The 26,191-nt window shown below is 70.1% G+C and carries 22 protein-coding genes and 3 pseudogenes; 12 read left to right on the forward strand and 13 right to left on the reverse strand.

Annotation, left to right across the window (positions count from 1 at the left end; translation table 11 throughout):
- Nucleotides 1–23 precede the first annotated feature (23 nt).
- From ACQY4O_RS08050 to ACQY4O_RS08075, 6 genes and pseudogenes are all read right to left on the reverse strand, one after another.
- Nucleotides 24–683: a YoaK family protein gene (locus tag ACQY4O_RS08050; protein ID WP_428375663.1), complete on the reverse strand. Its 660-nt coding sequence runs from the start codon at nt 681–683 to the stop codon at nt 24–26.
- Nucleotides 680–1,160 (reverse strand): annotated as a pseudogene (locus ACQY4O_RS08055) (DUF2721 domain-containing protein). Before ACQY4O_RS08055 ends, ACQY4O_RS08050 begins: the two are co-directional and overlap by 4 nt.
- Nucleotides 1,108–1,791, reverse strand: coding sequence for a DNA polymerase III subunit epsilon (dnaQ, locus tag ACQY4O_RS08060; protein WP_428375664.1), 684 nt, complete (start codon nt 1,789–1,791; stop codon nt 1,108–1,110). The pseudogene ACQY4O_RS08055 and the gene dnaQ overlap by 53 nt, the downstream one beginning before the upstream one ends.
- Complete coding sequence (coaE, locus tag ACQY4O_RS08065) at nt 1,788–2,384, reverse strand: dephospho-CoA kinase (RefSeq protein ID WP_428375665.1); 597 nt, start codon at nt 2,382–2,384, stop codon at nt 1,788–1,790. Before coaE ends, dnaQ begins: the two co-directional genes overlap by 4 nt.
- Nucleotides 2,381–3,289, reverse strand: a complete 909-nt coding sequence (locus tag ACQY4O_RS08070) for a shikimate dehydrogenase (RefSeq protein WP_428375666.1) — start codon at nt 3,287–3,289, stop codon at nt 2,381–2,383. Before ACQY4O_RS08070 ends, coaE begins: the two co-directional genes overlap by 4 nt.
- A gap of 40 nt (nt 3,290–3,329) precedes the next feature.
- Nucleotides 3,330–4,127, reverse strand: coding sequence for an N-formylglutamate amidohydrolase (locus ACQY4O_RS08075; RefSeq protein WP_428375667.1), 798 nt, complete (start codon nt 4,125–4,127; stop codon nt 3,330–3,332).
- A gap of 220 nt (nt 4,128–4,347) precedes the next feature.
- On the opposite strand from ACQY4O_RS08075, the gene ACQY4O_RS08080 reads away from it, so the two are divergent.
- Together ACQY4O_RS08080 and ACQY4O_RS08085 are read left to right on the forward strand one after the other, a co-directional pair.
- Nucleotides 4,348–5,385, forward strand: coding sequence for a transglutaminase family protein (locus tag ACQY4O_RS08080; protein ID WP_428375668.1), 1,038 nt, complete (start codon nt 4,348–4,350; stop codon nt 5,383–5,385).
- Nucleotides 5,386–5,419: 34 nt separating this feature from the next.
- Nucleotides 5,420–6,256, forward strand: a complete 837-nt coding sequence (locus ACQY4O_RS08085) for a transglutaminase-like domain-containing protein (RefSeq protein WP_428375669.1) — start codon at nt 5,420–5,422, stop codon at nt 6,254–6,256.
- Nucleotides 6,257–6,269: 13 nt separating this feature from the next.
- On the opposite strand, the gene ACQY4O_RS08090 is transcribed toward ACQY4O_RS08085, so the two are convergent.
- A complete protein-coding gene (locus ACQY4O_RS08090; RefSeq protein WP_428375670.1) occupies nt 6,270–6,884 on the reverse strand; it encodes a TlpA family protein disulfide reductase in 615 nt (204 codons plus the stop codon).
- Here ACQY4O_RS08090 and argH point away from each other — a divergent pair.
- A complete protein-coding gene (gene argH / locus ACQY4O_RS08095) occupies nt 6,859–8,391 on the forward strand; it encodes an argininosuccinate lyase (protein WP_428375671.1) in 1,533 nt (510 codons plus the stop codon). The genes ACQY4O_RS08090 and argH overlap by 26 nt on opposite strands.
- The gene (locus ACQY4O_RS08100) at nt 8,388–8,525 is read left to right on the forward strand and encodes a hypothetical protein (protein ID WP_428375672.1); all 138 of its coding nucleotides are present in this window, start codon (nt 8,388–8,390) and stop codon (nt 8,523–8,525) included. Before argH ends, ACQY4O_RS08100 begins: the two co-directional genes overlap by 4 nt.
- On the opposite strand, the gene ACQY4O_RS08105 is transcribed toward ACQY4O_RS08100, so the two are convergent.
- Entirely contained in the window at nt 8,494–9,273 is a 780-nt protein-coding gene (locus tag ACQY4O_RS08105) for a trypsin-like serine peptidase (RefSeq protein ID WP_428375673.1), read from the reverse strand. The two genes, ACQY4O_RS08100 and ACQY4O_RS08105, sit on opposite strands and share 32 nt — an antisense overlap.
- Nucleotides 9,274–9,572: 299 nt before the next feature.
- Between ACQY4O_RS08105 and ACQY4O_RS08110 the strand changes: the two genes are divergently transcribed.
- On the forward strand, nt 9,573–9,740 hold the full coding sequence (locus tag ACQY4O_RS08110) for a hypothetical protein (protein WP_428375674.1): 168 nt from the start codon (nt 9,573–9,575) through the stop codon (nt 9,738–9,740).
- Between the two features lie 103 nt (nt 9,741–9,843).
- Here the strand turns inward: ACQY4O_RS08110 and ACQY4O_RS08115 are convergent, their stop codons facing one another.
- Nucleotides 9,844–10,671 carry an alpha/beta fold hydrolase gene (locus tag ACQY4O_RS08115; protein WP_428375675.1) on the reverse strand — a complete coding sequence of 276 codons (828 nt, stop codon included), beginning with the start codon at nt 10,669–10,671 and terminating at the stop codon, nt 9,844–9,846.
- A gap of 133 nt (nt 10,672–10,804) precedes the next feature.
- Complete coding sequence (locus tag ACQY4O_RS08120; protein WP_428375676.1) at nt 10,805–11,203, reverse strand: cytidine deaminase; 399 nt, start codon at nt 11,201–11,203, stop codon at nt 10,805–10,807.
- A gap of 123 nt (nt 11,204–11,326) precedes the next feature.
- On the opposite strand from ACQY4O_RS08120, the gene lysA reads away from it, so the two are divergent.
- The 6 genes and pseudogenes from lysA to ACQY4O_RS08150 all read left to right on the forward strand — a co-directional run bounded on the left by lysA (nt 11,327) and on the right by ACQY4O_RS08150 (nt 19,202).
- The gene (lysA, locus tag ACQY4O_RS08125) at nt 11,327–12,640 is read left to right on the forward strand and encodes a diaminopimelate decarboxylase (protein ID WP_428378143.1); all 1,314 of its coding nucleotides are present in this window, start codon (nt 11,327–11,329) and stop codon (nt 12,638–12,640) included.
- Nucleotides 12,641–12,662: 22 nt separating this feature from the next.
- Nucleotides 12,663–15,413 (forward strand): DUF4175 domain-containing protein, encoded by a 2,751-nt coding sequence (locus tag ACQY4O_RS08130; RefSeq protein WP_428375677.1) that lies wholly within the window; start codon nt 12,663–12,665, stop codon nt 15,411–15,413.
- A 135-nt stretch (nt 15,414–15,548) separates the two neighbouring features.
- Nucleotides 15,549–16,007: pseudogene (locus ACQY4O_RS08135) on the forward strand (IS110 family transposase); the annotation flags it as partial.
- A gap of 144 nt (nt 16,008–16,151) precedes the next feature.
- Nucleotides 16,152–17,102: pseudogene (locus ACQY4O_RS08140) on the forward strand (helix-turn-helix domain-containing protein); the annotation flags it as partial.
- Between the two features lie 187 nt (nt 17,103–17,289).
- Entirely contained in the window at nt 17,290–18,243 is a 954-nt protein-coding gene (locus ACQY4O_RS08145; protein ID WP_428375678.1) for a ferritin-like domain-containing protein, read from the forward strand.
- A gap of 68 nt (nt 18,244–18,311) precedes the next feature.
- The gene (locus ACQY4O_RS08150; protein ID WP_428375679.1) at nt 18,312–19,202 is read left to right on the forward strand and encodes a ferritin-like domain-containing protein; all 891 of its coding nucleotides are present in this window, start codon (nt 18,312–18,314) and stop codon (nt 19,200–19,202) included.
- 295 nt (nt 19,203–19,497) lie between these two features.
- On the opposite strand, the gene ACQY4O_RS08155 is transcribed toward ACQY4O_RS08150, so the two are convergent.
- From ACQY4O_RS08155 to ACQY4O_RS08165, 3 genes are read right to left on the reverse strand one after another with little or no spacing between them, the layout of a single operon-like run.
- Nucleotides 19,498–20,253 (reverse strand): CDP-diacylglycerol diphosphatase, encoded by a 756-nt coding sequence (locus tag ACQY4O_RS08155; RefSeq protein ID WP_428375680.1) that lies wholly within the window; start codon nt 20,251–20,253, stop codon nt 19,498–19,500.
- Nucleotides 20,250–21,743 (reverse strand): Ppx/GppA family phosphatase, encoded by a 1,494-nt coding sequence (locus ACQY4O_RS08160; protein ID WP_428375681.1) that lies wholly within the window; start codon nt 21,741–21,743, stop codon nt 20,250–20,252. The genes ACQY4O_RS08155 and ACQY4O_RS08160 overlap by 4 nt, the downstream gene beginning before the upstream one ends.
- Before the next feature lie 24 nt (nt 21,744–21,767).
- The gene (locus ACQY4O_RS08165; protein WP_428375683.1) at nt 21,768–24,059 is read right to left on the reverse strand and encodes an RNA degradosome polyphosphate kinase; all 2,292 of its coding nucleotides are present in this window, start codon (nt 24,057–24,059) and stop codon (nt 21,768–21,770) included.
- 205 nt (nt 24,060–24,264) lie between these two features.
- Between ACQY4O_RS08165 and ACQY4O_RS08170 the strand changes: the two genes are divergently transcribed.
- The gene (locus ACQY4O_RS08170; RefSeq protein ID WP_428375684.1) at nt 24,265–26,151 is read left to right on the forward strand and encodes a gamma-glutamyltransferase family protein; all 1,887 of its coding nucleotides are present in this window, start codon (nt 24,265–24,267) and stop codon (nt 26,149–26,151) included.
- The last annotated feature ends 40 nt before the right edge of the window (nt 26,152–26,191 follow it).

The raw sequence follows: 26,191 nt of genomic DNA on the forward strand, positions 1-26,191 counted from the left end.
ACGCCTCCTGTCATTCTCAGGGCTCAGCCGGCCTGGCTCCTATCCTTCGGCAGCAGCAGGACGAGCGGCAGCATCGCCGCCGGAACCAGCAGCGGCAATGCCAGGCCACGCGCACAAAACACGCCGACTGCCGCGCCCGCCACATAGGTCGACCACAGCGACGGCACGGTCACCAGGACGATCCGGTCGCCGTCATCGAGCGCGGCGCCCCGGGTGATCCGTCTGGCAAGCGCCTGGGCGAGCTTCTGCAGGTCGCCGGAGACGAAGCTGGTATTGATGCTCTGGCCGCCGAAGCGGGTGAAGACGGCGTTCTGGCCACCGAGTGCTGCCCCCAGGACCAGGACGTTGACCGGCTTGGGCAGGAACGCCGCCACCAGGATGACGAGACTGGCCACCAGCACGACGAGCACCCTGCCCCGGCCTGGTTCCTTCTCGGAACGCAGCAGCAGCCGGGCGGCCAGGGAGCCTGCCAGGAAGCAGAGGATCGCCGTCGCCTTCTGGGCGGCGCCGCGCCAATGGCCCTGGGCGAGTGCCACGCCGAGGAGTGCGGTGTTCCCGGTCATCTGGGCCGCGAACAGCCCGGTCTGCAGCCAGCCGAGGCCGTCGCAGAGACCGGCGATCAGGGCGAGCCAGGAGGCGCGGGAGGCCGGATGGCGCAGCGCCACGAGCCCAGGATGCGTCACTTCGCCGCCGTTGGCGTGGGCTTCGGCAACGGCCCTTCCATGCGCAGCCCGTGCCAGGCCAGCGCGCTGTCGCCGATGAAGGCCGCAAGCGCCCCCATCGTGCAGAGCAGGGCGACACCGAACAGCAGCACCAGCCAGGAACCGGCGCCCGAGTTGCGCAGGCTGCCGAGGAACAGCACGAGAGCCGCCCCGCAGGTGGCGGCGCAACACGGCTCGTGCGGCGTCGTGAGCCTCGCCGGACTGCTGATCCGCGATCGTCTCCAGGTGGTCCGAGACGCGCGCCAGCCGCGTGTTGAACAGGTTCAGCAGCGTGCCGATGCCCGACAGCATGAACACCGGCGTGAGTGCCACCTGGATGATGTGGGCGACATCGTCGACGGACTGGCTCGCCAGCGGCGTCGGGAAGGGAAAAGCCATCAGGCGGTCACCCGGCCTGGAGCCAGACCGCATCCTTGAGTTTCGCCACGAAGGCGGCATGCGCCTGCAGGGCCTGCGCGTCAGGCACCAGCAGCCGTGGACGGCGGTCGACGCTCGCGGCGTACGAGACGCCGGCCAGGCCGCCACCCTCCTCGACCGCCAGCGCCAGGCCGCGCTGCCGGCCGCCCATCAGCTCCAGATAGACCTGCGCCAGCAGCCGGCAATCGAGCAGCGCGTTGTGCGTGGTGCGCTCGGCAAGGTCGATGCCGTAGCGCCGGCACAGGCTGTCGAGGCTGTTCGGCAGCCCCGGGAAGCGCGCGCGCGCCAGCTCCAGCGTATCGACCATGCGGCCCCGGTCGAGCGCTGCCAGGTCGAGCTTCGCGAGCTCGGCGTCGAGGAAGCCGAAATCGAACGGCGCATTGTGCGCGATCAGCGGCGCATCGCCGACGAAGGCGAGAAAAGCATCGACCACGCCGGCGAACTTCGGCTGGCCGACGAGGTGCGCGCGCGTGTAGCCATGCACGCGCGAGGCCTCCTCCGGCACGTCACGCTCGGGATCGAGCAGCACATGGTAGTGCCGACCGGTCGGCAGATCGTCGATCAGCTCGACCGCAGCGATCTCGATGACGCGGTCGCCGGTACGCGGATCCAGCCCGGTGGTCTCGGTATCGAACAGCACGGCTCGTTTCATGGTGGAGTCTCCCGCAGTCGCACCAGCATGCGCCTGATCTGCCGCAGGCTGTGCCAGCGCGACAAGCCGGTGCGTATCACCACATCGGCGCCGCGCCGCTTCTCGGCATCCGGCATCTGCCGCGCGATCAGCGACAGCGCCTCGCTCTCGCTCATGCCGCGACGGTGGCGAATGCGGCGGATCTGGGTCGCGGGGGGCGCCGACACCACCACCACCGTATCGCAGGCGCGCCAGCCGCCGCGCTCGAACAGCAGCGGGATGTCCAGCACCGCGAAGCGGGCGCCGCGCGACCGCGCGCGGCGCAGGAACCGCCGCTGCGCCGCGCGCACCATCGGATGCATGATCCGCTCGAGCGCGGTGAAGATCTCGGGGCTGGCGATCGCCGCCGCCCGCAGCACGCCGCGATCGATGCAGCCTTCATGCACCGCGTCGGGCACCAGGGCCGCGATCGCCGGCACCGCGGCGCCGCCACGCGCCTGCAGCCGGTGCACCTCGCGGTCGGCGTCGAACACCGGCAGGCCGGCCCGGCGCAGCGCCCGCGCCGCGGTGGACTTGCCCATGCCGATGCCGCCGGTCAGGCCGATGACCTTCAACCAGATGCATCCGTTGCGGCAGGCTGGCCCGATGCCGCGACGCTGGACGCCAGCAACGCCGTGACCTCGTCATCGACCTCCGGCGTCACCCCGAACCAGGCGGCAAATCCCGGCACCGCCTGGTGCAGCAGCATGCCGAGGCCGCCCACCGTGCGCAGCCCGCGCGCGCGGGCCGCGGCCAGCAGGGCGGTCTCCAGCGGCACATAGACGATGTCGGCCACCACCAGGCGCGCGCCGGCGCGCGACAGGTCCGTCGGCAGGGCCGGCTGGCCCCGCATGCCGAGCGAGGTGGTGTTGACCAGCAGCGCCACATCCGCGAGCGCCGCCGGCCAGGCCGCCCAATCCAGTACCCTCACGCCGGGGCCCGGCACCGCGTGCCGTGGCGCGGGACCCGCTGCCGTGGCGAGGCGCCGCGCCAGCGCCTCGCTGCGCTCGCGCGTCCGGTTGGCCACCAGCACCGGGATGCCGTGCGCGAGCAGGGACGCGGCCAGCGCGAGGGCGGCACCGCCGGCGCCGAGCAGCAGCACCGGGCCGGTGCGCGCATCGACGCCGGCGGCCCGCAGGCTGGCCAGGAAGCCGGCGCCGTCGGTGCTGCTTCCGAGACAGCGTCCATCTGCCGTGAACACCAGCGTGTTGACGCTGCCGGTCCGCGAAGCGGCCTCGTCGAGCTCGTCGCAGAACGCCGCCACCGCCTGCTTGTGCGGCACGGTGACGTTGAGCCCGGCGAAACCCGCCGCCCGCAGGCCGCGCAAGGCGGTTTCCAGCCGCTCGGGCGGCACCGGCAGCGGCACGTAGGCGCCGTCGATGCCGTGCCGGGCCAGCCAGTGGTTGTGCAGCAGCGGCGAGCGGGAGTGCGACACCGGATGGCCGATCACCCCGGCAAGGCGGGCAGACCCTGAGATCATCGCCCCGCCTGCATGCAGGCCCGCCTTCATGCAGGGAGGATCACGAGACAGCGGTCCGGGTGCGCGCCCAGGCGAGCGGCAGCAGGCGCGCGAGTCGGGCGGCCCAGGCTGCCTCGCCGGCCGCATCGCCGATCAGGTCCTGCCGGATCTCGATCTCGACCTGCGGCAGCCCGCGCTGCTCGCCATGCACCGGCACGGTGTAGTCGTCGAGATCCGACAGCTCGTACGGCTCGTTGTCGCCGACGACCAGATCCCCCTCGTCGCGCAGCAGGTCGCGCAGGATCAGCGCGAAACGCGGATCGTGGTTGTGCAGCAGGCCGACATGCCAGGGACGCGGCGCGGTGCCCCCAGGCGTCGGACGGTCCGGCGATCCCAGCTGCGGCGTGAAGCTGTGCAGCGCCACCAGCACGCTCGGCAGCAGCACGGCCCGGCGGTGGTCCAGCACGGCAGCGAGTCGTGCGTGGTAGGGCGCAAAAATCTCGCGTTCGCGTGCCGCGCGCTGCCCGCTGGAAAGATCGTGATTGCCCGGCACCGGCGTGCCATCGCTCGTCAGCGGGATGGACGACACATGGCCCGGCCGGCGGTTGCAGTCGATCACCAGGCGCGAATAGGCCTGGGCCACGAGCGGCGCATCGAGCGCCGCGCTGAGCCGCACGCCGGTTCCGGCAACCCCGATATCCCATGCGATATGCCGGTCGAGGTCGCGCGGGGCGACACCGAGATCGCCCAGTGCCGCCGGGATGGCGCGGCCGGCATGGTCGGAGGCGAGCACGAACGGCGAAGTGGAGCCGGCGCGCAGCACCGTCACCGGCGGCGGATCGTCCGGGCCGATCAACACCGCCGGCCGGTCCGATTTGTTTTGGCCGTGATCTTGCACCGTGTTCTTATCAAGCACCCTGGTCGTATCCGATCATGTCGCCCGTCCATACCAACGCCGCCGACGCGCGGCCCGCGAGCCAACCGGGCCGCACCCCCGGTTCTTGGTCCCGGGTTCTTGCTCCCCGGTCTGGGGCCCCCGGGGTTCGAAGTCCGGGCCAAACCTCCGGAGAAGGATCTCCATGCCGGTTCTGTCTGTCCAGCATGTCACGACCTACCGATACCGCCGCCCGGTCGGGTTTGGCGAGCACCGGATGATGTTCCGGCCGCGCGACTGCGTCGACCAGCGGCTGGTCTCCTGGATGGTCGAGATCTCGCCGGAACCGGCTTTGTTGCGCTCGGTGCCGGACGCCTTCGGCAACGTCATCACGCTCGCCGGCTTCACCCGCCGGGCGCGCGAGCTGCGAGTCGAGAACCGCCTGGTGGTGGACCACACCGAGACCTGGCTCGATGCCGCCCAGGTGGCGCCGTATGCCCGCCTCTGGCCGTTCACCTACGACATGGACGACGTGATCGATCTCGCCCGGGTGATGGAGCGGCATTATCCCGACCCGGAGCATCGCGTGGATGCCTGGGCGCGCAGCCTGCTGCCGGAGAGCCGCACCGGCTCGACGCTGGATGTACTGATGGCGATGACCCGCGCGATCAAGCACGACTTCACCTATTGCGCGCGCCACGAGGAGGGCGTGCAGGACCCGGCGCGCACGCTGGCGCTGCAGGCCGGCACCTGCCGCGACTATGCGGTGCTGATGATGGAGGCGGTGCGCGCCCTCGGCATGGCGTCGCGCTTCGTCACCGGCTACATCTATTCCCCGGCGGTGGAGGGACGCGTGAACCAGGGCGGCGGCGCCACGCACGCCTGGGTCGAGGTGTTCGTGCCGGGCTGCGGCTGGGTGGATTTCGACCCGACCAACGGCATCGTCGGCTCGCGCGACCTGATCCGTATCGCCAGCGTCCGCGAGCCGCGCCAGGCGGTGCCGCTGGCCGGGACCTGGACCGGATTTCCGGCCGACAGCCTCGGCATGACCGTCTCGGTGCATGTCGGCGCGGGTGACATCAACGCAGCGCAGCCGAGCGCGGCGGCATCGGACAGCCGGCGCGATGGTGCGCCGGAGCGGTCGGTGGTGCGGCTGCTCGACCGCGAGAAGCCGCCGGCCGGGCTGCCCGACAGCGAGCAGTTCGAGCGCCGCCGCGACCGGAACTACGCCGCTCCCATTTGAAGCAGGCCCCATCTGAGAAAGCGAGAACGACCCCATGCTGATCCGCGCCGGATTCGACATTGCCTTCAACGCCCCGGTTCCGACGCCCCTGCTGCTCATGCTCAGCCTGCACCCGAGCCGCCTGCCCGACCTGCAGACGCCGCACGCGCTGGTGTTCGATCCGCCGGTGCCGGCCAGCGACTACACCGACGGCTTCGGCAACATCTGCACCCGTGTCGTGGCGCCGCCGGGCCTGCTGCGCATCACCAACCAGTTCACCATCACCGATAGCGGCCTGCCGGACGCGACCGCCCCCGATGCCAGGCAGGTGCCGGTGGAGGACCTGCCCTCCGACGTGCTGGTCTATCTGCTCGGCAGCCGCTACTGCGAGACCGACCGGCTATCGGATACCGCATGGTCGCTGTTCGGCCAGACCGCGCCGGGCTGGGCCCGGGTGCAGGCGATCCTCGACTACACGCACGACCGCATCACCTTCGGCTACGAGTTCGCCCGCTCGACGCGCACCGCGCACGAGGCGTTCATGGAGCGCCAGGGCGTGTGTCGCGACTTCGCGCACCTGGCCGTCACGCTGTGCCGCTGCATGAACATCCCGGCGCGCTACTGCACCGGCTACCTGGGCGATATCGGCGTCCCGCTCGACGAGAACCCGATGGATTTCTCCGCCTGGTTCGACGTCTATCTGGGCGGCCAGTGGTACACCTGCGACGCCCGGCACAACCGTCAGCGGATTGGGCGGCTGCTGATGGCGCGCGGCCGCGATGCGACCGATGTCGCGATCTCGACCGCCTTCGGCAGCGCCTGGCTCGCCGGCTTCGAGGTGATCACCTACGAGCAGACCGGCGACGTGCACAGCGCAGCCGCGACCGCCTGACGCAGCTTGGCCTTCAGGCGGCCAGCCGTCGCAGCGTGGCGACCGCCGCCCCGGCATCCCATTGCACCGGTCCCTGGATGCGAGCCACCTCGCGGCCGTTGCGGTCGATCACCAGCGTGGTCGGGATGCCGTCGAGCCTGAGCGCCAGCATCGTCTCGCTGTGCGGATCGAGCAGCACCGGCAGGCTGCGTATGCCGTGCGCGGCATAGAACGGCACCACCGCCCCGGCGCCGCCACGATCCAGCGACACCGCCAGCACCGTCATCGCGGGTGTGGCGCCGGCCAGGGCGCGCGCGAGCGCATCGAGCGCCGGCATCTCGGAGACGCAGGGCGTGCACCAGGTCGCCCAGAAGTTCAGCACCACGCCACGGCCGGCATAGTCCGCAAGCGTCAGCCTGCTGCCGTTCGCGGTGGCAAAGGCGAGGGTCGGCAGCGCCGTCGGCGGATGCGCGGCAAGGTCCGCGATCGCGCGCGGCGCCGGTCCCGCCGGCACGTCCGCGCCTTGATCGGGGGCCTGCGAGGACGGCGCCGGCGAGTGCCAGGAATTGCGCGCGACCACCGCGGCCAGTAGGGTCCCGCCGGCCGCCAGCAGGCCGCGGCGCATGACGGTCGGCGTTATCAGGGGCATGGCGATGTCTTTAGAAGAGGGCAGCAGCCAGGGGAAGCCCGGCGCCAAACCCCGGTCGAACGTCCAGGCGGACGCCCAATCCGGCGTCGGGGCCAATACGCAATGGGGCGGCCGGTTCGCCGGCGGCCCGTCGGCGATCATGCAGGAGATCAACGCCTCGATCGGCTTCGACCGGGCGCTGTGGCGGCAGGACATACGCGGCTCGCTCGCGCACGCCGCCATGCTGGCCCGCACCGGCATCATCGAGGCCGCCGACGAGCAGGCGATCCGGGGCGGCCTGGAGCGCATCGCAGGCGAGATCGCGGCCGGGCGCTTCACCTTCGACGCCGCACTCGAGGACATCCACATGAACATCGAGGCGCGGCTGTCCGAGCGGATCGGCGACGCCGGCCGCCGGCTGCACACCGCGCGCAGCCGCAACGACCAGGTCGCCACCGACTTCCGGCTCTGGGTGCGCGACGCCATCGACGGCCTCGATGCACAGGCGGCGGCCCTGATGCTGAGCCTGTCGCGCCGCGCGCTGGAGCACGCCGCGGATACGATGCCCGGCTTCACCCACCTGCAGACCGCGCAGCCGGTCACCTTCGGCCACCACCTGCTGGCCTATGTCGAGATGCTCGCGCGGGATCGCGGGCGCCTCGCCGACGCCCGCCGGCGTCTGAACGAGTGCCCGCTGGGTGCCGCGGCGCTGGCCGGCACGTCGTTCCCGATCGACCGCCGCATGACGGCCGCCGCCCTCGGCTTCGACCGTCCGTGTGCGAACTCGCTGGATGCGGTGTCCGACCGCGACTTCGCGCTGGAATATCTCTCGGCGCTGGCGATCCTGGCGATGCACCTGTCGCGCCTCGCCGAGGAGATCGTCACCTGGTGCTCGTCGCCGTTCGGCTTCATCCGGCTGTCGGACGCCTTCACCACCGGCTCCTCGATCATGCCGCAGAAGCGCAACCCGGATGCCGCCGAACTGACCCGGGCCAAGACCGGGCGCATCACCGGCGCGCTGGTCGCACTCCTGACGGTGATGAAGGGGCTGCCGCTGGCCTATGCCAAGGACATGCAGGAGGACAAGGAGCCGGTGTTCCAGGCGACCGAGAGCGCCAGCCTGTCGCTCGCCGCCATCGACGGCATGGTGCGTGACCTCGCCGCCGACACCGCGCGCATGCAGGCGCTGGCGGGATCGGGGTTCTCCACCGCGACCGACCTCGCCGACTGGCTGGTGCGGGTGCTGAAGCTGCCGTTCCGGACCGCGCACCATGTCACCGGGCGGCTGGTGGGACGCGCGGCGGCGAACGCCACCGACCTCGCCGGGCTCGACCTCGCCGAGATGCAGGCCGAGGAGCCACGCATCACCGCGGACGTGTTCTCGGTGCTGACGGTCGCGGCGTCGGTCGCCTCGCGCACCAGCGAAGGCGGCACCGCTCCAAACAATGTCGGCCGCGCGGCACGGGCCTGGATCGCGCAACTGGATGCTGCCGTGGCGGACCAGCGATCGTCGGAGAACAGCGCATGAGCCGGACCGTCTTGCTGGCGCTGGCCGCCCTGCTGCTCTGCCTGCCGCTCGGGGCCTGCGGACGCAAGGGCGCGCCGCATGCTCCGGGCCCGGCGGATCACATCATTTACCCGAAGGCCTACCCGACCGAATAGCGGGCGCAGGGTCCGGCAGCGACACCGACAGCGCCGAGGCGCGGCCGCCGGCGCCGCCGAGGCGCGCCTCGATCTGGACGCCGATGACCACCCAGCGCCCGCTGCCGTCCCGCGCCAGCAGCGGTGCGCCGCTGGTGCCGCGTGTGCCGGCGCAATCATGCTCCAGCACCGCTTCACTCCCGTCCCGGATGATGCCCAGCAGGCGGCAGGGCGGACCCTGCACCGCGATCTCCTCGCGATCCTGACCATAGCCGGCGAGTGCCAGCGCAGTACCGGGCGTCGGCAGCCGAGATGCGACCCGCAGCACCTCCGACGGCGCCGCGATCGGGTGATCAAGCAGCAGCAGCGCCCGGTCCAGGCCCGCATCGGTGGCCTCATGCGCCGGGTCGTAGCCGGCGGGCAGCACGATGCGCGCAGCCTGTGCGTGCGCGGCAAAGCTCCCCGCACGATAGCGCAGCAGCACATGCACCGAACCGGGTTGCAGCACGCGTCCGGTGCGGGCGGCGAAGACGCAGTGCGCGGCGGTCATCGCAATCGCCGGCGCGATCAGGAAGCCGGTGCAGCGAACGCCGTAGCGGGTCTGCACGCGCAGCAGTGCCCGCCACGGCGCCTGCCCGAGTGCCACCGCAACAGCCGGGCGGCCATCCTCTCCGGGCAGCCCGAATCGCGCTTGCGCCAGCGCCGGGAATGGCCGGGCGCATGGCGCGAAAGCCGCAGCCAGGAGGAAAATGCCCGCCGGCTTAATCATTCCGTATTCAAACTGTCTTAGCTTGGAGCATCAAGGCCTGAGATCGACATGATCGTGCCATCAACCTGCCACGAAGCCCATGAAGATCGGCCAGCGAGGGTGCAGAGCCCGGTCCGAGGAGAATCTCGTGTGCAGACAGGACAGACCGGAGCCTTGGCAGGCGCCGGTGGAAGAGAGATTGGCGCACCGGGCCCTCGGCCTTCTCGGCTCGCGAGGCGCCGCACCCTCGATGACGCAGCAGGCCCGCGACCGACTCTACGAGCGCATGTTCCCGCAGCACATCTGTGGGGGCCCGTGTGATGAGAGCGCCGATTAGGTCGCCCGACGGCCAGCACGGCGTCATCATCGTGCATGCCTTCGCGCACTATCACGAAGCCGACTTCGTGGACGACCCGGAGGAGATCGAACAACTCGTGGCCGACGGCCAAGGCTGGCGCATCGTCGATGCGGTGCGCCTGAGCGAGTAGCAGCACGGAATAAGGCCAGGGGCTTTGCCCCTGGACCCCATCAAAGGCGGAGCCTTTGAGATCCTGAAACTTACGAGTTTGGGTTTGGGGCCTTGGGTTTCGGCTACGACCGGATGAAGCGGGACAGATCCTCGGTCAGGCGGTCCTTGTCGGTGATGAAGAGACCGTGCGGCGCGTTGTCGTAGCGCAGGTACGTCGCTTCCGGCAGGGCGGCCGCGGCGGCGGCGGCAGTGATGTTGGCCGGCACCGTCTTGTCCCCGGTGCCGTGGATGATCAGGGTCGGCACCTTGAAGGCCGCCAGGTCCGGGCGGAAATCGGTCTCCGAGAACGCCCGCACGCAGTCGATGGTGGCGACCGGCGATGCCTGCAGCGCCATGTACAGGGTCCACTGCATGATCCCCGCGGAGACCGGCGAGCCGAGCAGGCCGGCGCCGAAGAACAGCTTGCCGAAATCGGTCAGGAACTGCGGCCGGTCCTCCTCCAGGCCGCCGACCATCTGGTCGAAGACGCCGCGATCGACACCGTCCGGATGGTCGGGCGTCTTGAGCAGGAACGGCACGACGGTGGAGACCAGCGCCACGCGGCCGACCCGCGCACCGCCGTGCCGCGACAGGTAGCGGGCGATCTCGCCGCCGCCCATCGAGAAGCCGACCAGCGTTGTGTCCTGCAGGTCGAGCGCGTCCAGCACCGCCTTCAGGTCGTCGGCGAACACGTCATAGTCGTACGCGCCGAGCGGCTGGTCGGAGCGGCCGAACCCGCGGCGATCATAGGCGATGGTGCGCAGTCCCTGCCGGGCCAGCGGCGTCATCTGGTACTCCCACATGTCGGCGTCGAGCGGCCAACCATGGATGAACACCACCGGCTTGGCCGTGGCCGCACCCCAGTCCTTGTAGAACAGGCTGATCCCGTCCGGCGTCTTGATGTGCGGCATGTCCATCCTCCCATTGGCCGTTCCCGGCCTTGCGCGCCCGATCTTGCGTTCCACGGAAACGGCGGCATCGACAGCCGGTTGCAGCCGGGGCGGCCGGCGCACCGGGGCGTGATGGACGCCCCCCGGACAGCCACTAGAACCCGAGAGCCTCCGGCCCGAACGAGTGCGGCAGCAGCTCGTCCAGGGTGCTCTGCATCAGGACCTGCCCGTGCTCGTCGACCATCCGGACACGGGCTTCAGGCCCGGCGAACTCGCGCAGCTTCTGGCGGCAGCCGCCGCACGGTGTGCAGGGTCGGCTGCCGCGCGCCGCGATCACGATCTCGGCGATGCGGCGGGGGCCGGCCAGCACCATCGCCGAGATCGCGCCGGCTTCCGCGCAGACACCCTGCGGGTAGGCGGCATTCTCCACGTTGCACCCGGCATGCACGCTGCCGTCGTCACAGCGCAGCGCCGCTCCTACCAGGAACCGGGAATACGGGGCATGCGCCCGCAGCCGCGCGGCCACGGCGGCGTTGACCAGCGGATCGGTCACAGCGTCCCCCCATCGATGAACCGCCAGGCTAGCCAAGCTGCCGGATGACGGAAAGGACGCTTGGTGGCGCGGCTAGGCGCCGGTATCGTCGTGCGAATGCACAGCGCCGCCCCGCTCGTCCAGATGCACCCGGACCCGACGCTCGACGAGTTGCTGGGCCGCCGTCCGCATGTGTCCATGCATGCGGTCTCCGGGCTGATGCTGGACGATGTGCCGCTGCGGGCGGTGGCCGACGCGCTTGGCACGCCGGTCTGGGTGACCGGAGCCGACACGCTCCGCGCGCGCTACCGGGAGCTGGCCGGCGCCTTCCGGGAGGCCGCCCTCGCCGTCTCGGTGCATTACGCCGTCAAGGCCAACGATCACCTGGCCGTGCTGCGGGTGCTGCAGGCCGAAGGGGCAGGTGCGGACGTGGTGAGCGGCGGCGAGCTGCGCCGGGCACTGGCAGCCGGGATCTCACCCGGGAGCATCGTGTTCTCCGGCGTCGGCAAATCGGACGACGAGCTGCGGCTCGCGATCGGCGTCGAGGTCGGCCAGATCAACGTCGAGAGCGCCGAGGAGATGCTCCGGCTGTCGGCGCTGTCCGTCGCAGTGGGCCGGGTCAGCCGCATCGCGCTGCGGGTCAATCCGGACATCGATGCCGGTAGCCACGACAAGATCAGCACCGGCCGGCGCGGCGACAAGTTCGGCATCGACCATCGCGACATTCCAATGCTCTACGCAGAAGCCGGCCGGCTGCCCGGCCTGCGCCCGGTCGGCCTCGCCGTCCATATCGGCAGCCAGATCGCCGCCGCGGCGCCGTTCCGCCATGCGTTCGCCCGCATTGCCGGACTGGTCGGCGCCCTGCGCGAGGCGGGCGAACACGTCGAGACGGTCGATTGCGGCGGCGGCCTCGGGGTCTGCTACCGCGACGAGGGCAGCCTCTCGCCACGCGCCCTGGCCGGCGCGATGCGCGCGACCCTCGGCGACATCGGGGTGCGGCTTGCCATCGAGCCCGGGCGCTGGCTGGTGGCGCCGGCCGGCGTGCTGCTGGCCTCGGTGCTGCTGGTCAAGCGCCAGCAGCGCGCGCCGCCCTTCATCGTGCTCGACGCGGCGATGAACGACCTGCTGCGCCCGAGCCTGTACGGGTCCTGGCACGGCATCGTCCCGCTCTCCCCGGCGGCGGCGCTGCGTCCCGTCGCCCCTGCGCATGTGGTGGGGCCGGTCTGCGAGACCGGCGACGGCTTCGCGCGTGACCGCATGCTGCCTACGCTGGCAGCCGGCGACCGCGTCGCCATCCTCGATACCGGCGCCTATGGATCGGTGATGAGCTCGACCTACAATGCGCGGCCGCTGGCGGCCCAGGCGCTGGTCGACCGCGGACGCTGGGCCACGATAAGGGCCCGGCCGCCGGTCGAGGCGCTCTGGCGGGACGAGACCGTCCCGGACTGGCTTGCATGAGCCCGGACTGGCTTGCATGAAAATGGCGGGATCGCCCTCGGACTGGAGCGCCGAGGCCGGCCGCGCCCGGCAGCGTGCCTCCCGGATCCTGCGCATCGAGCAGGCGTGGCCGGCCCTGCTGCACTGCCTCGCGTGGCTCGCCCTCTACGCCGTGCTGTCTCTGCTCGACCTGCCGCAGCGTCTGCCAGTGTGGCTGCAGGTGCCGCTGCTGCTGCTCGTGCTCGGCGCCGTGCTGTCTCTGGCCTGGCGTCGACTGCGCCGGATCGCCACGCCGCCGCAGAATGCGATCGATCGCCGCATCGAGCAGCGCTCCGGCCTGCGCCACCGTCCGCTGCAGGCCCTCGCCGACCGGCCGGCAGGCGACGCCGGTGCCATCGGTGGTTCCATCTGGGAGGCGCATCTCGCGCGCGTGGGTGCTGCCATCGGCGGGCTGCGCACCGGCTGGCCACGCCTGGGCCTGCTGCGGCACGATCCGCATCGCCTCAGCCTGCTGCTCGGGCCGGCGCTGCTGGCGGCCCTGCTGGTCGCGGGCGGCAACATCGGGGACCGGCTGGCTTCGGGCTTCCTGCCGGGCCTGTTCGAGCCGCCCGGGCCGATGCCGCGCCTGCAGGCCTGGGTCACGCCGCCTGACGACACCCACGCCGCGCCGGTGTTCCTGGCCGAGGCGCGGGCCGACGTCACCGTGCCGGCCGGATCGGTGCTGCAGCTCAGCCTGACCGGTGTGCTCGGCCATCCGCGGCTCGCCCTGCGAGCGCTTGATCCGAACCCGGCGCCTCCGGAGCCAGCGTCCGGGGTCCGCTTCGACCGGCTGGCGGCGGGCAGCTGGGCCCTGCACCACGCGCTGCGGGCCGGCACCCGCCTGACCCTGCGCGCCAACGGCCGCGCGCTCGCGGACTGGACCCTGCGCGTGGCGCCGCCGCCGCAGATCGTCGTGGCCTGGAACGGCACCCCCGGTCCCGCCTCCGAGCCCTGGCTGACCCGCCTGCCCTGGCACGTGGCGCACCCGTATGGCGTGAGCACTCTCGCCGCCGAGCTACGGCTCGCCGATCCGAAGGCTGCCGGCATCGCGCCGCTGCGGGTCCCGATCCCGCTGCCGCCGGATGCGCGCAATGCCAGCGGCACTGCCCTGCCGGACCTCGCCGCCGATCCACGTGCCGGCGAGCCGGTGGTGGCAACCCTGCTCGCGACCGACGCCACCGGGCGTACCGCGCTGTCGGGCGAGGCGCGTCTGCGCCTGCCGCAGCGGCCGTTCCGCAATCCGCTGGCGCGTGCCGTGCTCGACGCCCGCAAGCGCCTGGCGCTCGGGCGCGAGACCCGCGCGGCGACGGCGTCCGACCTGCAGGCGCTGGGCGAGGCACCTGGCGCGTTCGCCACCGACCCCGGGCTGTTCCTCAACCTGTCCAGCGCGGCCTCGCTGCTGCGCGACGACGACGTGCCGGACGACGCCGCCATCGTCGAGGCGACCGCCCGGCTGTGGGACCTGGCGCTGGCGCTGGAGGACGGGCTGCACAACGACCGCGCCGGCGCCCGGGCCGCTTCCGACGTACGGGCCGCCCGCGACGCCCTCGCCCAGCAGCTCGAGCACATGCGCCAGCTCGGCGACAAGGGCCAGATCGCGCACGAACAGTCCGAGCTCGAGCGGCGCATCCAGGCCCTGACCGCCGCCATCGGACGCCGGCTGCAGGCGCTGGCCGAGCAGGCGAAACGCGAGCACAGCATGCTGCCGCCGATGCCGGACGCGCATGCTCTCACCGGCGGCGACCTCGCGCGCATGCTGCAGCAGATGCGCGATGCCGCCTCAGCGGGCCATACCCAGGAGGCGATGCAGCAGCTGCAGCGGATGCAGTCGATGCTGGACCGCATGCGCAGCGCCACGCCGCAGGACCTGCAGAGCCTGCGCGAGCAGGCCCAGGCGCAGGCGCAGGTGCGCGAGCAGATGGCAGGCCTGCACGACCTGGAGCGACGCGAGGGCGACCTGCTCGACCAGAGCCAGGCGCGGCAGGGCGCGCAGCAGCGCGAGGCGCAAGCGCGAAGCGGCGCCGACCAGCGCGGCCAGATGGACGAGGCGACGGCCGAGCTGCTGAGCCGCCTCGGCGTGTCGCCGCCGCAGGAGCAGGGTTTCCCGCCGCCGAACCCGACCGGCCGTGACCCGGACGCGCCCGATCCGCAGGCGGAGGCGAAGCGCCAGAAAGCCGACCAGGCCGCCGAGCAGGCCCGCGCGGCGCAGCGTGCGACCGACACCCGCACCCAGCACGCCTTGTCGCGGGCGCTCGAGGAGCTGGGCCAGGAGTTCAAGGGCCTCAGCGGCAAGCAGCCCGGCGGCTTCAACGAGGCCGGACGCGCCATGCAGAGCGCCCGCGAGGCCCTCGCCGCCGGCCAGGACCAGGCGGCGCAGCAGGCGCAACAGCAGGCGCTGGCGGCGTTGCAGAAGGGCGGGCAGCAGATGCAGCAGGCCCTGGCCTCGTCCAGCAGCGGTGGCAGCCCGATGCTCCTGCCGGGCATGCCGGGCAGCAGCCCGTCGGAGGATCCCGGCGATGCGCCGGGCCAGGAGGCGCAGGGCGACGGCCAGGACACGCATCCCGGCCAGCGCGATCCGCTTGGGCGTCCGATCGGCGCCGGCCCGCATGCCGATGACGGCGATACCCACGTGCCGGACACCGCCGAACGGCTACGCTCGCGCGAGATCGAGCAGGAACTGCGCCGGCGCGACACCGACCGCACCCGCCCGCCGGCGGAACTCGACTACCTGGACCGGCTGCTGAAGTCGTTCTGAAAGCCCATTTGCAAACGCCTGCTGCTGGCGATCCCCTCTTTCCAAGGATGGGCGCCATTCCTCCGCTCCGATGCTCACGGCCAGGAGGCCGCGGCCCTTCGGCGCTCGGAGCGTCACGCCGGCCGCGGCCCTTCGGCACGGGAGATCAAGGCGCTGGGCCACGAGGTGCGGCTGATGCCGGCGAGCTACGTCAAACCCTACGTCAAGCGCGGCAAGACGGACGCAGCCGACGCGGAAGCAATCTGCGAGGCCGTCACCCGGCCGACCATGCGTTTCGTGCCGGTCAAATCGGCCGAACAACAGGCCGTGCTGATGCTGCACCGGACGCGCGAGCTGCTGGTGCGGCAGCGAACCATGATGGTGAACGCGTCGCGCGGGCATATGGCCGAGCTCGGCGTGATCGCTCCCCAAGGGATCAGCCGCGTGGCGGACCTGGTCGCCGTGCTCATGTTGGAAGCGTTCACGAACGCGGTAATGGACACAAGTTCGAGGGTCAGGCGCCGGCATAGGTCATGGCCTGAGGCACTCAAGCGGGAGATCGTCGCGGCATCGCTTTCGCCCGGAGCCTCGGTCTCGGTCGTGGCGCGGCAATACGACGTTGAGGCTGCAAAGAAACCCTCGAATGCTCACAGCCGCGTGAGCAGGGAGTGCGCGCCGAACGCCAACGGACTTAGGCGCGTCAAGCCGTTGAGAAAGGGCAGAGATAAGGATTGCGAAATGGCAGCAGATACCCTTGACCGTTTCCTAACAGCTCTAGCCGTTCGGCTTCACGCCTTTTCCGTTTGTGAGATCCAACAGGGATTTCGGCTCGCCTTTCCCTCCTTCGATGTGATCACGGTCCACTACGTTCTGCAGGGCTCTGGGTCCTTACGCGTAAGCAACGGTCAATGGCTGCCGTTTGCTTCCCGGAGCGTCCTGATCGTGCCCTCCCGCCAGTCGCACGTGCTTGGGGAGGCAGGTGCCACGGCACGGACGGTCCTCGCGGAAGATCACTGCTCGATGCTGGCTGATGGCCTCGTCACCTTCACAGCCGGCGACGGCAAAAGCGACATCCTGTTGCTGTGCGGCACGATCCCGGCCTCCTATGGAAGCGCCCCGGGACCTTTCGATCTCCTGCGCGAGCCGATGATCGAAGACCTATCGACCAGCTCCACGTCCAGGGACGCCTTCGAGCTTATGCTCGCTGAGGTTACCAGCCCTAGCCTTGGCACGCAGGCGATGACGGAGGCGCTGATGAAGCAGTGCTTGATCACGCTGCTGCGCCAGAGCCTGCCTCGTTACGACGCCACCTCGCCCCTGTTCTCGGCACTACACCATCCTCGGCTTGCACGCGCCATGCTTGCCATCATCGAGAACCCGGCGGGGGCGCACACCGTAGAGAGCTTGGCGTCGTTGGCTGGAATGAGCCGCGCGTCCTTCGCCGAGCACTTCTCACAGGCGTTCCAGCAGAGCCCCATCGATTTCGTGCAGAAAGCGCGCCTGTCAATCGCCGCCCGCCTTCTCACGACGACGGACCTGCCGATCAAGGTCGTCGCGAAGAGCATCGGCTACGTGAGCCGGAGCTACTTCTCCCGAGCCTTTCGGGCTGTATACGGCGCTGATCCGAGTAGCTTCCGTACCGGCAGCAGCGAGGGCAAAAGTAAGGTCGACGACGAAGCTTGGTCTCCAGCACGCCCTAGCGAGCAGTAGACCGACCAGGACGAACACGCCCACCCGGTGGTTAGCCGTGCCTATACATCCAAACGATGTGCTTGATCGTCCGGCGCTGCTCGGCCCGGGGAACCGCGACGGCCCGCGCGGGTATGTCCACCGAAACCTCGTGACGCTCCCGGAAAAATTGGGTGCTCAAGGTCCGCTCTTGTTCGGAGTCTATTAGATGACCGATGCATCGTCTTCATCGCGGCCGCCCTACGATCCATCGATCGAGATGGCAGTGCAGGACAAGCCGGGGCAGGACAAGCCGGGGCAGGAGAACGCGGGTCGACGCTCGGCCTTGCGCCGATTCGGCCTGGGCGCTGGTATCGCCGCGGTAGCCGCCGCAGGTGTTGCCGTCAACGCCGAACCGGCCGCGGCGGCAACCTTGACCGACCCGGAGATCCTTAATTTCGCGCTCAATCTCGAATATCTCGAAGCCGAGTTCTATCTACGCGCGTTCCTCGGCACCGGTTTGCAAAGCAGCGATGTGGCCGGAGTTGGTGTTCAGGGCAGCGTGACCGGCGGCAGTGCGGTTCCCTTCCAAAGTGAAGCGATTGCGCAATATGCGCAAACGCTTGCGGTGGACGAGCTGACACATGTGCGCTTTCTCAGGACCTCCCTCGGCGCGGCCGCGGTCGCGGAACCGAGCATCGATCTCGACACGAGCTTTACAACGCTGGCTGTAGCCGCCGGGCTGATCCAGTCGGGTCAAACATTCAATCCGTTCGCGGACGAGATCAGCTTCCTGATCGGTGCATACATCTTTGAGGACGTCGGCGTCACCGCCTACGCAGGTGCAGCGCGCTACATCACCGACCCGGACTACCTGGAAGCCGCGGGTGCGATCCTCGCTGTCGAGGCATACCATGGCGGCGCGATCCGTACCTTGCTCGCCGATATCGGCGGCGGTCAGGTCGCCAATGCGATCTCGGCACTTCGCGCCCAGCTGTCGGGAGTTCAGGACGACATGGGCATCATCATACCGGGCAATAACTACAATTTCGCCTCGGCCGACATCAACGCCCTGGCGTTCCGCCGCACACCCGCACAGGTGCTGAACATTGTCTATGGCGGCGGTCCAGCCGGAACCGGCGGCCTGTTCTTCCCGACTGGGATGAACGGCACCCTTCGCTAGCACCTCCACCAGAGGCTTCAGCCCGTTCACGGCTAGAACACCAGGCAGTCGACCAGGAGTATCGCCACGTGGCACAGACAACACAATATCCCGGCCTCGACATGGATCGACGCAGCGTTCTTCGCACGCTCGGAGCAGGTGCTGCGAGTTCCGCCGTAGCCGGAACACTCGGTGCCGGCAGCCTGGTGCTTGGAAGCAGCCCGGCGATGGCGGCGGGATACACCGACAACGACTACATTGCTTTCTTCTCGAACTTCGAAGCACTCGGCGCCAACTACTATCTCTACGGACTGACCGGGCAGGGCGTGCCGGCTGCGGACACCACCGGGATCGGAACACTGGGCGCCGTCTCCGCCGGCGGCCCGGTTGCTTTCCAGAGTGCTGCGATCGCGCAGTACGTGCAGCGCCTTGCGGTAGACGAGCTGGCTCACCTGCAGTTCTTCCGGGCCGTGCTTGGTTCGGCCGCGGTGGCGCAGCCAACCGTCGACATCGCCTCGTCCTGGACCAATTTCGCCATCGGCGCTGGGCTGATCTCGCCAGGCCAAACCTTCAATCCTTATGAAAGCGACGTGACCTTTCTGCTTGGAGCCTACATGCTCGAGGATGTCTGCATTACCGCCGCCGCAGGCGCTGCACGCTATTTCACCAATAAGGACAACGTCGAAGCCGCAGCTGGCATTCTCGGGGTTGAGGGATATCACGCGGGCGCGATCCGAACTCTGCTCAGCAATATCGGCGCCGGTCAGGCCACAGACGCGATCTCCGCACTGCGTGCCAGGCTTTCCGGCGTCGCCGATCAGGGTACCTCGATCCCGGGCCAGGCCTACAATTTCACCAACGTCGATAGCAATGCACTGGTCTATCGCCGGACGCCGGCTCAGGCGCTGGACATCCTCTATGACGGCGTTCCCACGGGCGGCGGCTTTTTCCCGAACGGCATGAACGGCACCATCCGATAGCTGCCTCGCACGTCCATCGTCCGCACCGGACGCGCGTCCGAGATGATCCCGGGATCGCGCGCGTCATCCACCAGGTCAAGTCAGCCAGCTGGTCGCGAAAGGAGGCGGATCGCGAGCCAGTGCCCGCGCCTCCGAGCGCCCGAGACTGATCGGGAGCCAGGCCGTGAACTGCATCAAGTCCAGCGGTGATGGGCCGCGCAAACAGGCCGGATACGTGACCGCACCCGACCGCGGCGCCGAAGTCAAATGCCCTTGCGTCCAGGCACCCGTCCACACAAGGCTCTGAGGTGCCGGGTCAGTGCAAGGGCGTGCCGGCGATCCGGCAGGCATGGTCCTGCAGCTCCTCGCCCGAGGCAAAGTCGAGACGCAGCCGGTCGAGTTCGCCGTCGAGCAGGAAAAAGCCCGGGCGCGGCACCGACGTGCCGACCAGCACGAGCGTATGCCGGCCCATCTCGCGGCGTGTATCATGCAGCGACGCCGCCAGCAGGCGGAACGGGTCGTGCGGTCCCAGGGTCTCGCCGGCAATGAACATGGCCCGATACGCAACGCCCGCGATCGGCGGCAGCCTTGTCCACCGGCTTCCAATCGTGCCTGATCGTGACTGCAAAATCGCATGCGCCGCCGTGCTGATGCAGTCGATATGGATGTGCAGCTGGTTCTGGCTGCGCCCGTAGGCCGAGTTGATCGCGAGCGACAGATCGTCCCGCGGCAGGCTGTGGCCGACCCTGGCTTCGACAAGCGGCGCCTGCTGCCAGGCGGCCGCGAAATAGTTCGGTGTCTGCGGTTGCAGCAGTTCCGGGCTCTCGATGCCGCCCAGGCGTCGCGTCGGGATCAGCAGATACTGCTCCCGCCCGCGGATGTCCTTGAGCACCGCGTACCCCTGCGCCAGATCGACCGTTTCGCACGGCGCCGGGGCGGCATGCATCCTCTCGTCGGGAACGCAGCGCCCGTCGACGATCTTCCACAAGGCGGACGGATCGGCCGCGCGCGCGACCGGTGCGGCGAAGAGCGCGGCCAGCAGTGCGGCAGTCGCAGGCCGCCGCAGCGTCACGCGCCTTCGATCACCGGCGCCAGGCCTGCCGCCTGCGCCAGCCGGTCGAGCCGGCGGCCGACGCTCTCGGTGCCGGACGCCAGCCGCTCGGCGGAAAGGCGCAGCACCAGCCGGTTGCCGTCGCGCAGCAGGCTGGTGCCGGCCAGCAGCTCGGGAATGCCGGCGCACAGCACATAGGCCAGGCGCAGCGCGAGCCCCAGGATCTCCGCCTGCTGGAAGCCGCGCGCGTCGAGCAGGCGGCGCGCCGGCTGCAGGAAGGCCTGATCGAGCTCGGCCTCGTAGCGCATCGCCAGCACCAAGGCGAGGAAAGCCCTGGTCGGATGCGAAAGCGCCATGCCGGGCTGGCGCAGGATACGAAGAAAGGTCTGCTCGGCGCGGTATTCCGGATGATCGAGCGCCCCGGTATCGGACACCCAGCAGGCACTCACCCGCAGCCGTCGGTCCTCGGCGCCCTCGCCGGCGAACAGCGCCGACGTCCAGTCGATCAGCGCCGGCGGCAGCGTCGTGCTGCGGCTGAGCCGGGTCGCGAGGTCATGCGAGCAGGCCTCCAAAGGCGGCTCGTCCATCACGCCCGGGGCGACCCGGCGCATGTACCAGCCCTCGCGCAGCCCGTCGACGCTGAACACCACGCGGTCCGGCTGCACCCGGCGCAGCAGCCGGCGCAGCACGGTGGCCGCGAACGGCATGTCGTCGAGGCGCTTGCGCGGCGCGCCGGGCAGCCGCTCCAGGGTGCGGCGGGTGGCGCCGATCACCCAGCCGGTCATCTCGCGCGCATCCTCCGGCGTGAGTTCGTACTGGTGCACGATGTTGAGCGGATAGAAGGTGCGCGCGATCTGCAGCCTGGCCAGCGCGCGGAACGCGCCGCCGACCAGGTACAGCGTGCGGCCGCTCGCGACGGGGAGCCATTCGACGCCATCGAGATCGTTCTCGACCAGTGCGCGCGCGCGCTGCACGTCGCCACCGGCCCGGTCCGAGAGCCGGATCACGCCGAGCCGCAGCGTGCGCGCCTCGTACATGCGGCCATCGCCCAGCCGCACCAGCTCCAGCGAGCCGCCGCCGATATCGGCCATCAGCCCTTCCGCCTGCGGCAGGCCGCACAGCACCCCGGTCGCCGAATAGTCGGCCTCCTCGAGACCGGACAGGATGCGTATGCCGGCTTGTGGCATCGCGGCTCGCAGCACGCCGATGAACTCGCCACCGTTGCTCGCGTCGCGCACCGCGGCCGTCGCCAGCACCTCGAACGGGTCGGCCTGCATGCCGCGCGCCACCGCATTGAAGCGCGCCATCACGCTCATCGCCTGGGCCACGCCGTCTTCGTTCAGCCGTCCGGTCGCCTCCAGCCCGCGTCCGAGACGCAGCACCGCCTTTTCGTTGAAGATGGTGACCGGGTTGCGCGCGTGGCCCTCGAACACCACCAGCCGCACCGAATTGGATCCGAGATCGACGACGGCGGAGCGCCGCAGCCGGCCGGAATTGGTAGCTGCACTCATGCCAGTTGCACTCATGCCTGGGCCTCAATCCTCGAGGATACGATCGGGACGGCGCGGCAACGGACGCGCCACCGGCACCACCTGTCCGCGCGCCGCCGAGCCGCGTCCCGACAAGGACGGGTTGGTCATGAAATACTCGTGCGCCGAGAACGGCTTGCTGCCCGGATCGAGCCGGCGCCAGACCGCATCGGGGCCGAGCTGCCAGGATTGCAGGTTGTCCTTCAGGTCCATCACCATGATCTGGTCGAGCACCTGCGCGTGCACCGTCGGATTGCGTATCGGCACCATGCTCTCGACGCGCCAGTCCATGTTGCGCGCCATCCAGTCGGCGCTGGAAATATACACCAGCGCATCGCGCGACGGCATGCGATGGCCGTTGCTGAACGCGAACACCCGGCTGTGCTCGAGGAAGCGTCCGACGATGGACTTCACCTGGATGGTCTCGGACAGTCCCGGCACCCCCGGGCGCAGGCAGCAGATGCCGCGCACCACGATCAGGATGCGCACGCCGGCGCGGGACGCATCGTAGAGCTTGTCGATCAGCTCCTCATCGACCAGCGAATTCATCTTGAGCCAGATCTGCGCCGGCTTGCCGGCCCGCGCGAACTTGATCTCGGCATCGATCAGGCCGGTCAGCGTGCTGCGCGTGGTCAGCGGCGAGAACGCCAGCACGTCCATCGAAGCGGGCCTGGCATAGCCGGTCATGTAGTTGAACAGTCGCGCGCTGTCGCGCACCAGCGCCGCGTCGCAGGTGAAGAAGCTGAGGTCGGTATAGATGCGCGCGGTGATCGGATGGTAGTTGCCGGTACCGAAATGCGCATAGCTGCGCACGCCGCCGCCCTCGCGACGCACCACCAGGCTGAGCTTGGCGTGCGTCTTCAGCTCGGCGAAGCCGAACACCACCTGCACGCCGGCGGCTTCCAGCGTGCGCGCCAGGCGGATGTTGGCCTCCTCATCGAAGCGCGCGCGCAGCTCGACCATCGCGGTGACCGACTTCCCGGATTCCGCCGCCTCGATCAGGGCCTTCACGATCGGGCTGTCACGCGACGTGCGGTACAGCGTCTGCTTGATCGCCACCACGGCGGGATCGAGTGCGGCCTGCCGCAGGAACTGCACCACCACGTCGAAACTCTCGAACGGGTGGTGGACGATGATGTCCTTGGTGCGGATCGCGGCAAAGCAGTCGCCACCGAAATCGCGGATGCGTTCCGGAAAGCGCGGCGCATAGGGCGCGAACAGCAGGTCCGGACGGTCATCCACGATGAGCTGCTTCACGTCGACCATGCCGATCAGCCCGGCATGCAGCTGCATCTCGTCCACCGGCACGTCGAGCTCGTCGGCGACCAGTGCCGAGAGGTCGGCCGGCATGTCCGCCTCGACATCGAGATGGATCACCACGCCGCGGCGCCGACGCTTGAGCGCGGTCTCGTAGGAGCGCACGAGATCCTCGGCCTCCTCCTCGAACTCCACGTCGGTATCGCGGATGACCCGGAACACGCCGCGGCCGCCGACATGGAAGCCCGGGAACAGACGATCGAGGAACAGGCTGACCAGGTCCTCGAGCAGGATGAACCGCGCCAGGTCCTGGGCCGCCCCGGCTTGGCCCCCTCCAGCGTGTCCCCCACCAGGCAGCCGGATGAAGCGCTCCACCTGCGCCGGCAGCATGACGAGCCCGCTCATCACGTGGCGCTCGTCGTCGTCACGCAGCAGGCGGAGCGCCAGCGCCTGGCCCATGTTGGGCATGAACGGGAACGGGTGCGCGGGGTCGATGGCGAGCGGCGTCAGCACCGGGAACAGCCGGTCCATGAAGAAGCTCTCCAGCCAGGCGTGCTCCTCGGCGCCGAGGGCCGCCGGCTCGCAGACGATGATGCCCTGCTCGCGCATGGCGGCGCGCAGCTCGCGCCAGATCCGCTGCTGCTCGTCGAGCAGGAGGCGGGCACGCTCTGCCACCGCCTGCAGCTGCTGCGCCGGCGTGCGGCCGTCGGGAGAGCGCGAGGTCAGGCTCTCGCGCACCTGGCCGACCAGCCCCGCCACCCGCACCGAGTAGAATTCATCGAGGTTGCCGGCGGAGATCGACAGGAAGCGCAGCCGCTCGAGCAGCGGGTTGCGCGCATTGTCGGCCTCCTCCACCACGCGCTGGTTGAAGTCGAGCCAGGACAGTTCGCGGTTGATGAAGCGGCCCGGCTGGCCCGGCGCGATTGCCGGCACCGCCTCGACCGGATCCAGGCGTCGGGCCTCCACGGCGACCGGTCCCTGGCGCCGAGCGGGCGCATGCGGCCTCGCCTGCACGCTCGCCGACGCCGCGGCCACCGCCATCGCCCTTGGCCTGCCCCCGCGCGGGGCGTTGCGTTTCGGTCGATCCGCGGGTTCCGGCACCAGCACACTCGTTTGCGATTGCCGCGCGACGGTAGGGCAGATCGCCACCCGAGCAAAGCATGCGATGCCGCGCCGGCTTGACCCGGGCGGCCTTCGACGTGACGCTTCGATGACATCGGCTGCCGGCCATGAGGAAACAGACACCTTGCGCAGACGCACCTTTATTGCCGCCCTTCCCGCGGCTGCCGTCCCGATCGCCGCCGGTGCCCAGACGCACCCCGCCGCGACACCCGAGGCACCGGGCCAGGGCGGCGCCCACTCCCTGCCGCCGGACGCCGCCTGGGGCGTTCGCGCCGCGGGCCTGGCGAAGTTCCAGCCCGACGGCGCCGAGCGCTTCGACCGTCCGGACGTGCATGCCGGTGACCGGCCATCCGGGGCCAGCTTCGCCTCGCGCTCGGCGGCGATGGGCCTGAACGGGGCCGCCGGCACCGCGCATCCGCTCGCCACCCAGGCGGCGATCGCCATCCTGCGACGCGGCGGCACGGCGGCGGACGCCGCGATCGCGGCGAACGCCTGCCTGGGTTTCCTGGAACCGACCAGTGCCGGCCTCGGCGGCGACTGCTACGCCATGATCTGGGACCCGAAGCTCAGGCGTGTCGTCTCGCTCGCCGGCTCCGGCGCCTCGCCGCGCGGCCTCAGCCTGGAGACGGTGCGCGCGCGGGCCAGGAACGGCGTCATCCCCAAGCTGGGTGCGATCAGCGTGTCGGTGCCCGGCGCGCTCGATGCCTGGTGGACGCTGCACCAGCGCTACGGCCGCCTGCCCTGGCACACGCTGTTCGAGCCCGCGATCGCGCTCTGCGAGCAGGGTGCTCCGGTGCCGCAGATCATCGGCTACTACATCAAGCGCAACCTCGCGGTGTTCCTGCGCCCGGGCATCGGGGTGGAGGAGACGGCGAACGCGATGCACACCTATGCGCCCGGCGGCCAGATGCCGAACGAGGGCGACGTGCGGCGCAATCCCGATCTCGCACGCACCTACCGGCTGATCGCCGAAGGCGGCCGCGACGCCTTCTATGAGGGGCCGGTGGCGCAAACCATCGAGCGCTATTTCCGGCGCATCGGCGGCTGGATGACGCGCGACGACCTTAGGCGCCATCATTCGGAGTGGCTCGACCCGCTGGTCACAACCTATCGCGGCGCCGAGATCTACGGCATGGCGGCCAACACCCAGGGGCTCGCGACCCTGCAGATGCTGAACATCCTGGAGACTTTCGACCTCCGCGCGGCAGGGTTCCAGTCACCGCTCTCGATCCACCTGCAGGCGGAAGCCAAGCGCCTCGCCTACGAGGACCGGGGGCGCTACTACGCCGACCCGCATTTCGCCAAGATCCCTGTCGCGTGGCTGAACTCCAAGGACTATGCGGCGCAGCGCGCCAGGCTGATCCGTCCCGACCGGATCCTGACGCCGGCGCATCCGGGCGACGCGCCGAGCCACGGCGACACCACCTATTTCAGCGTCGCCGGCCCGGACGGCATGATGGTGTCGATGATCCAGTCCAACTTCCGCGGCATGGGTTCGGGACTGGTGCCGGACGGGCTCGGCTTCATGTTCCAGGATCGCGGCGAGCTGTTCTCGCTCCACGACGGCCACCCGAACCTGTATGCGCCGGGCAAGCGGCCGTTCCAGACCATCATCCCCGGCTTCGCCACCCGCGCGGGCCGGCCCTGGATGGCGTTCGGCGTGATGGGTGGCGACATGCAGCCGATGGGGCAGACGCAGATCGTGCTCAACCGGATCGATTACGGCCTCGACATCCAGGCCGCCGGCGACGCGCCGCGCTGGCATCACGAAGGATCGTCGCAGAGCATGGGCGAGGACATCGCAGGGCTCGGGCCGGACGGGCTGCTACGACTGGAGGCAGGCGTGCCGGCGGCGACGCGCGCGGCGCTGGCCGGACTGGGCTGGAAGATCGGTGCATCCGATGGCGGCTTCGGCCGCTACGAATGCATCGAGCACCGCATGGCCGGCCGCGACCGGGTCTATGCGGCGGCGTCGGAGATGCGCGCGGACGGAGTGGCCCTAGCGTACTGACGGCTCGCCACGCATTTCGTCACGGCTTGACAACGCTTCC

Source organism: Lichenicoccus sp., assembly GCF_965277665.1.
In the GTDB taxonomy this organism is placed as follows: Bacteria; Pseudomonadota; Alphaproteobacteria; order Acetobacterales; family Acetobacteraceae; genus Lichenicoccus.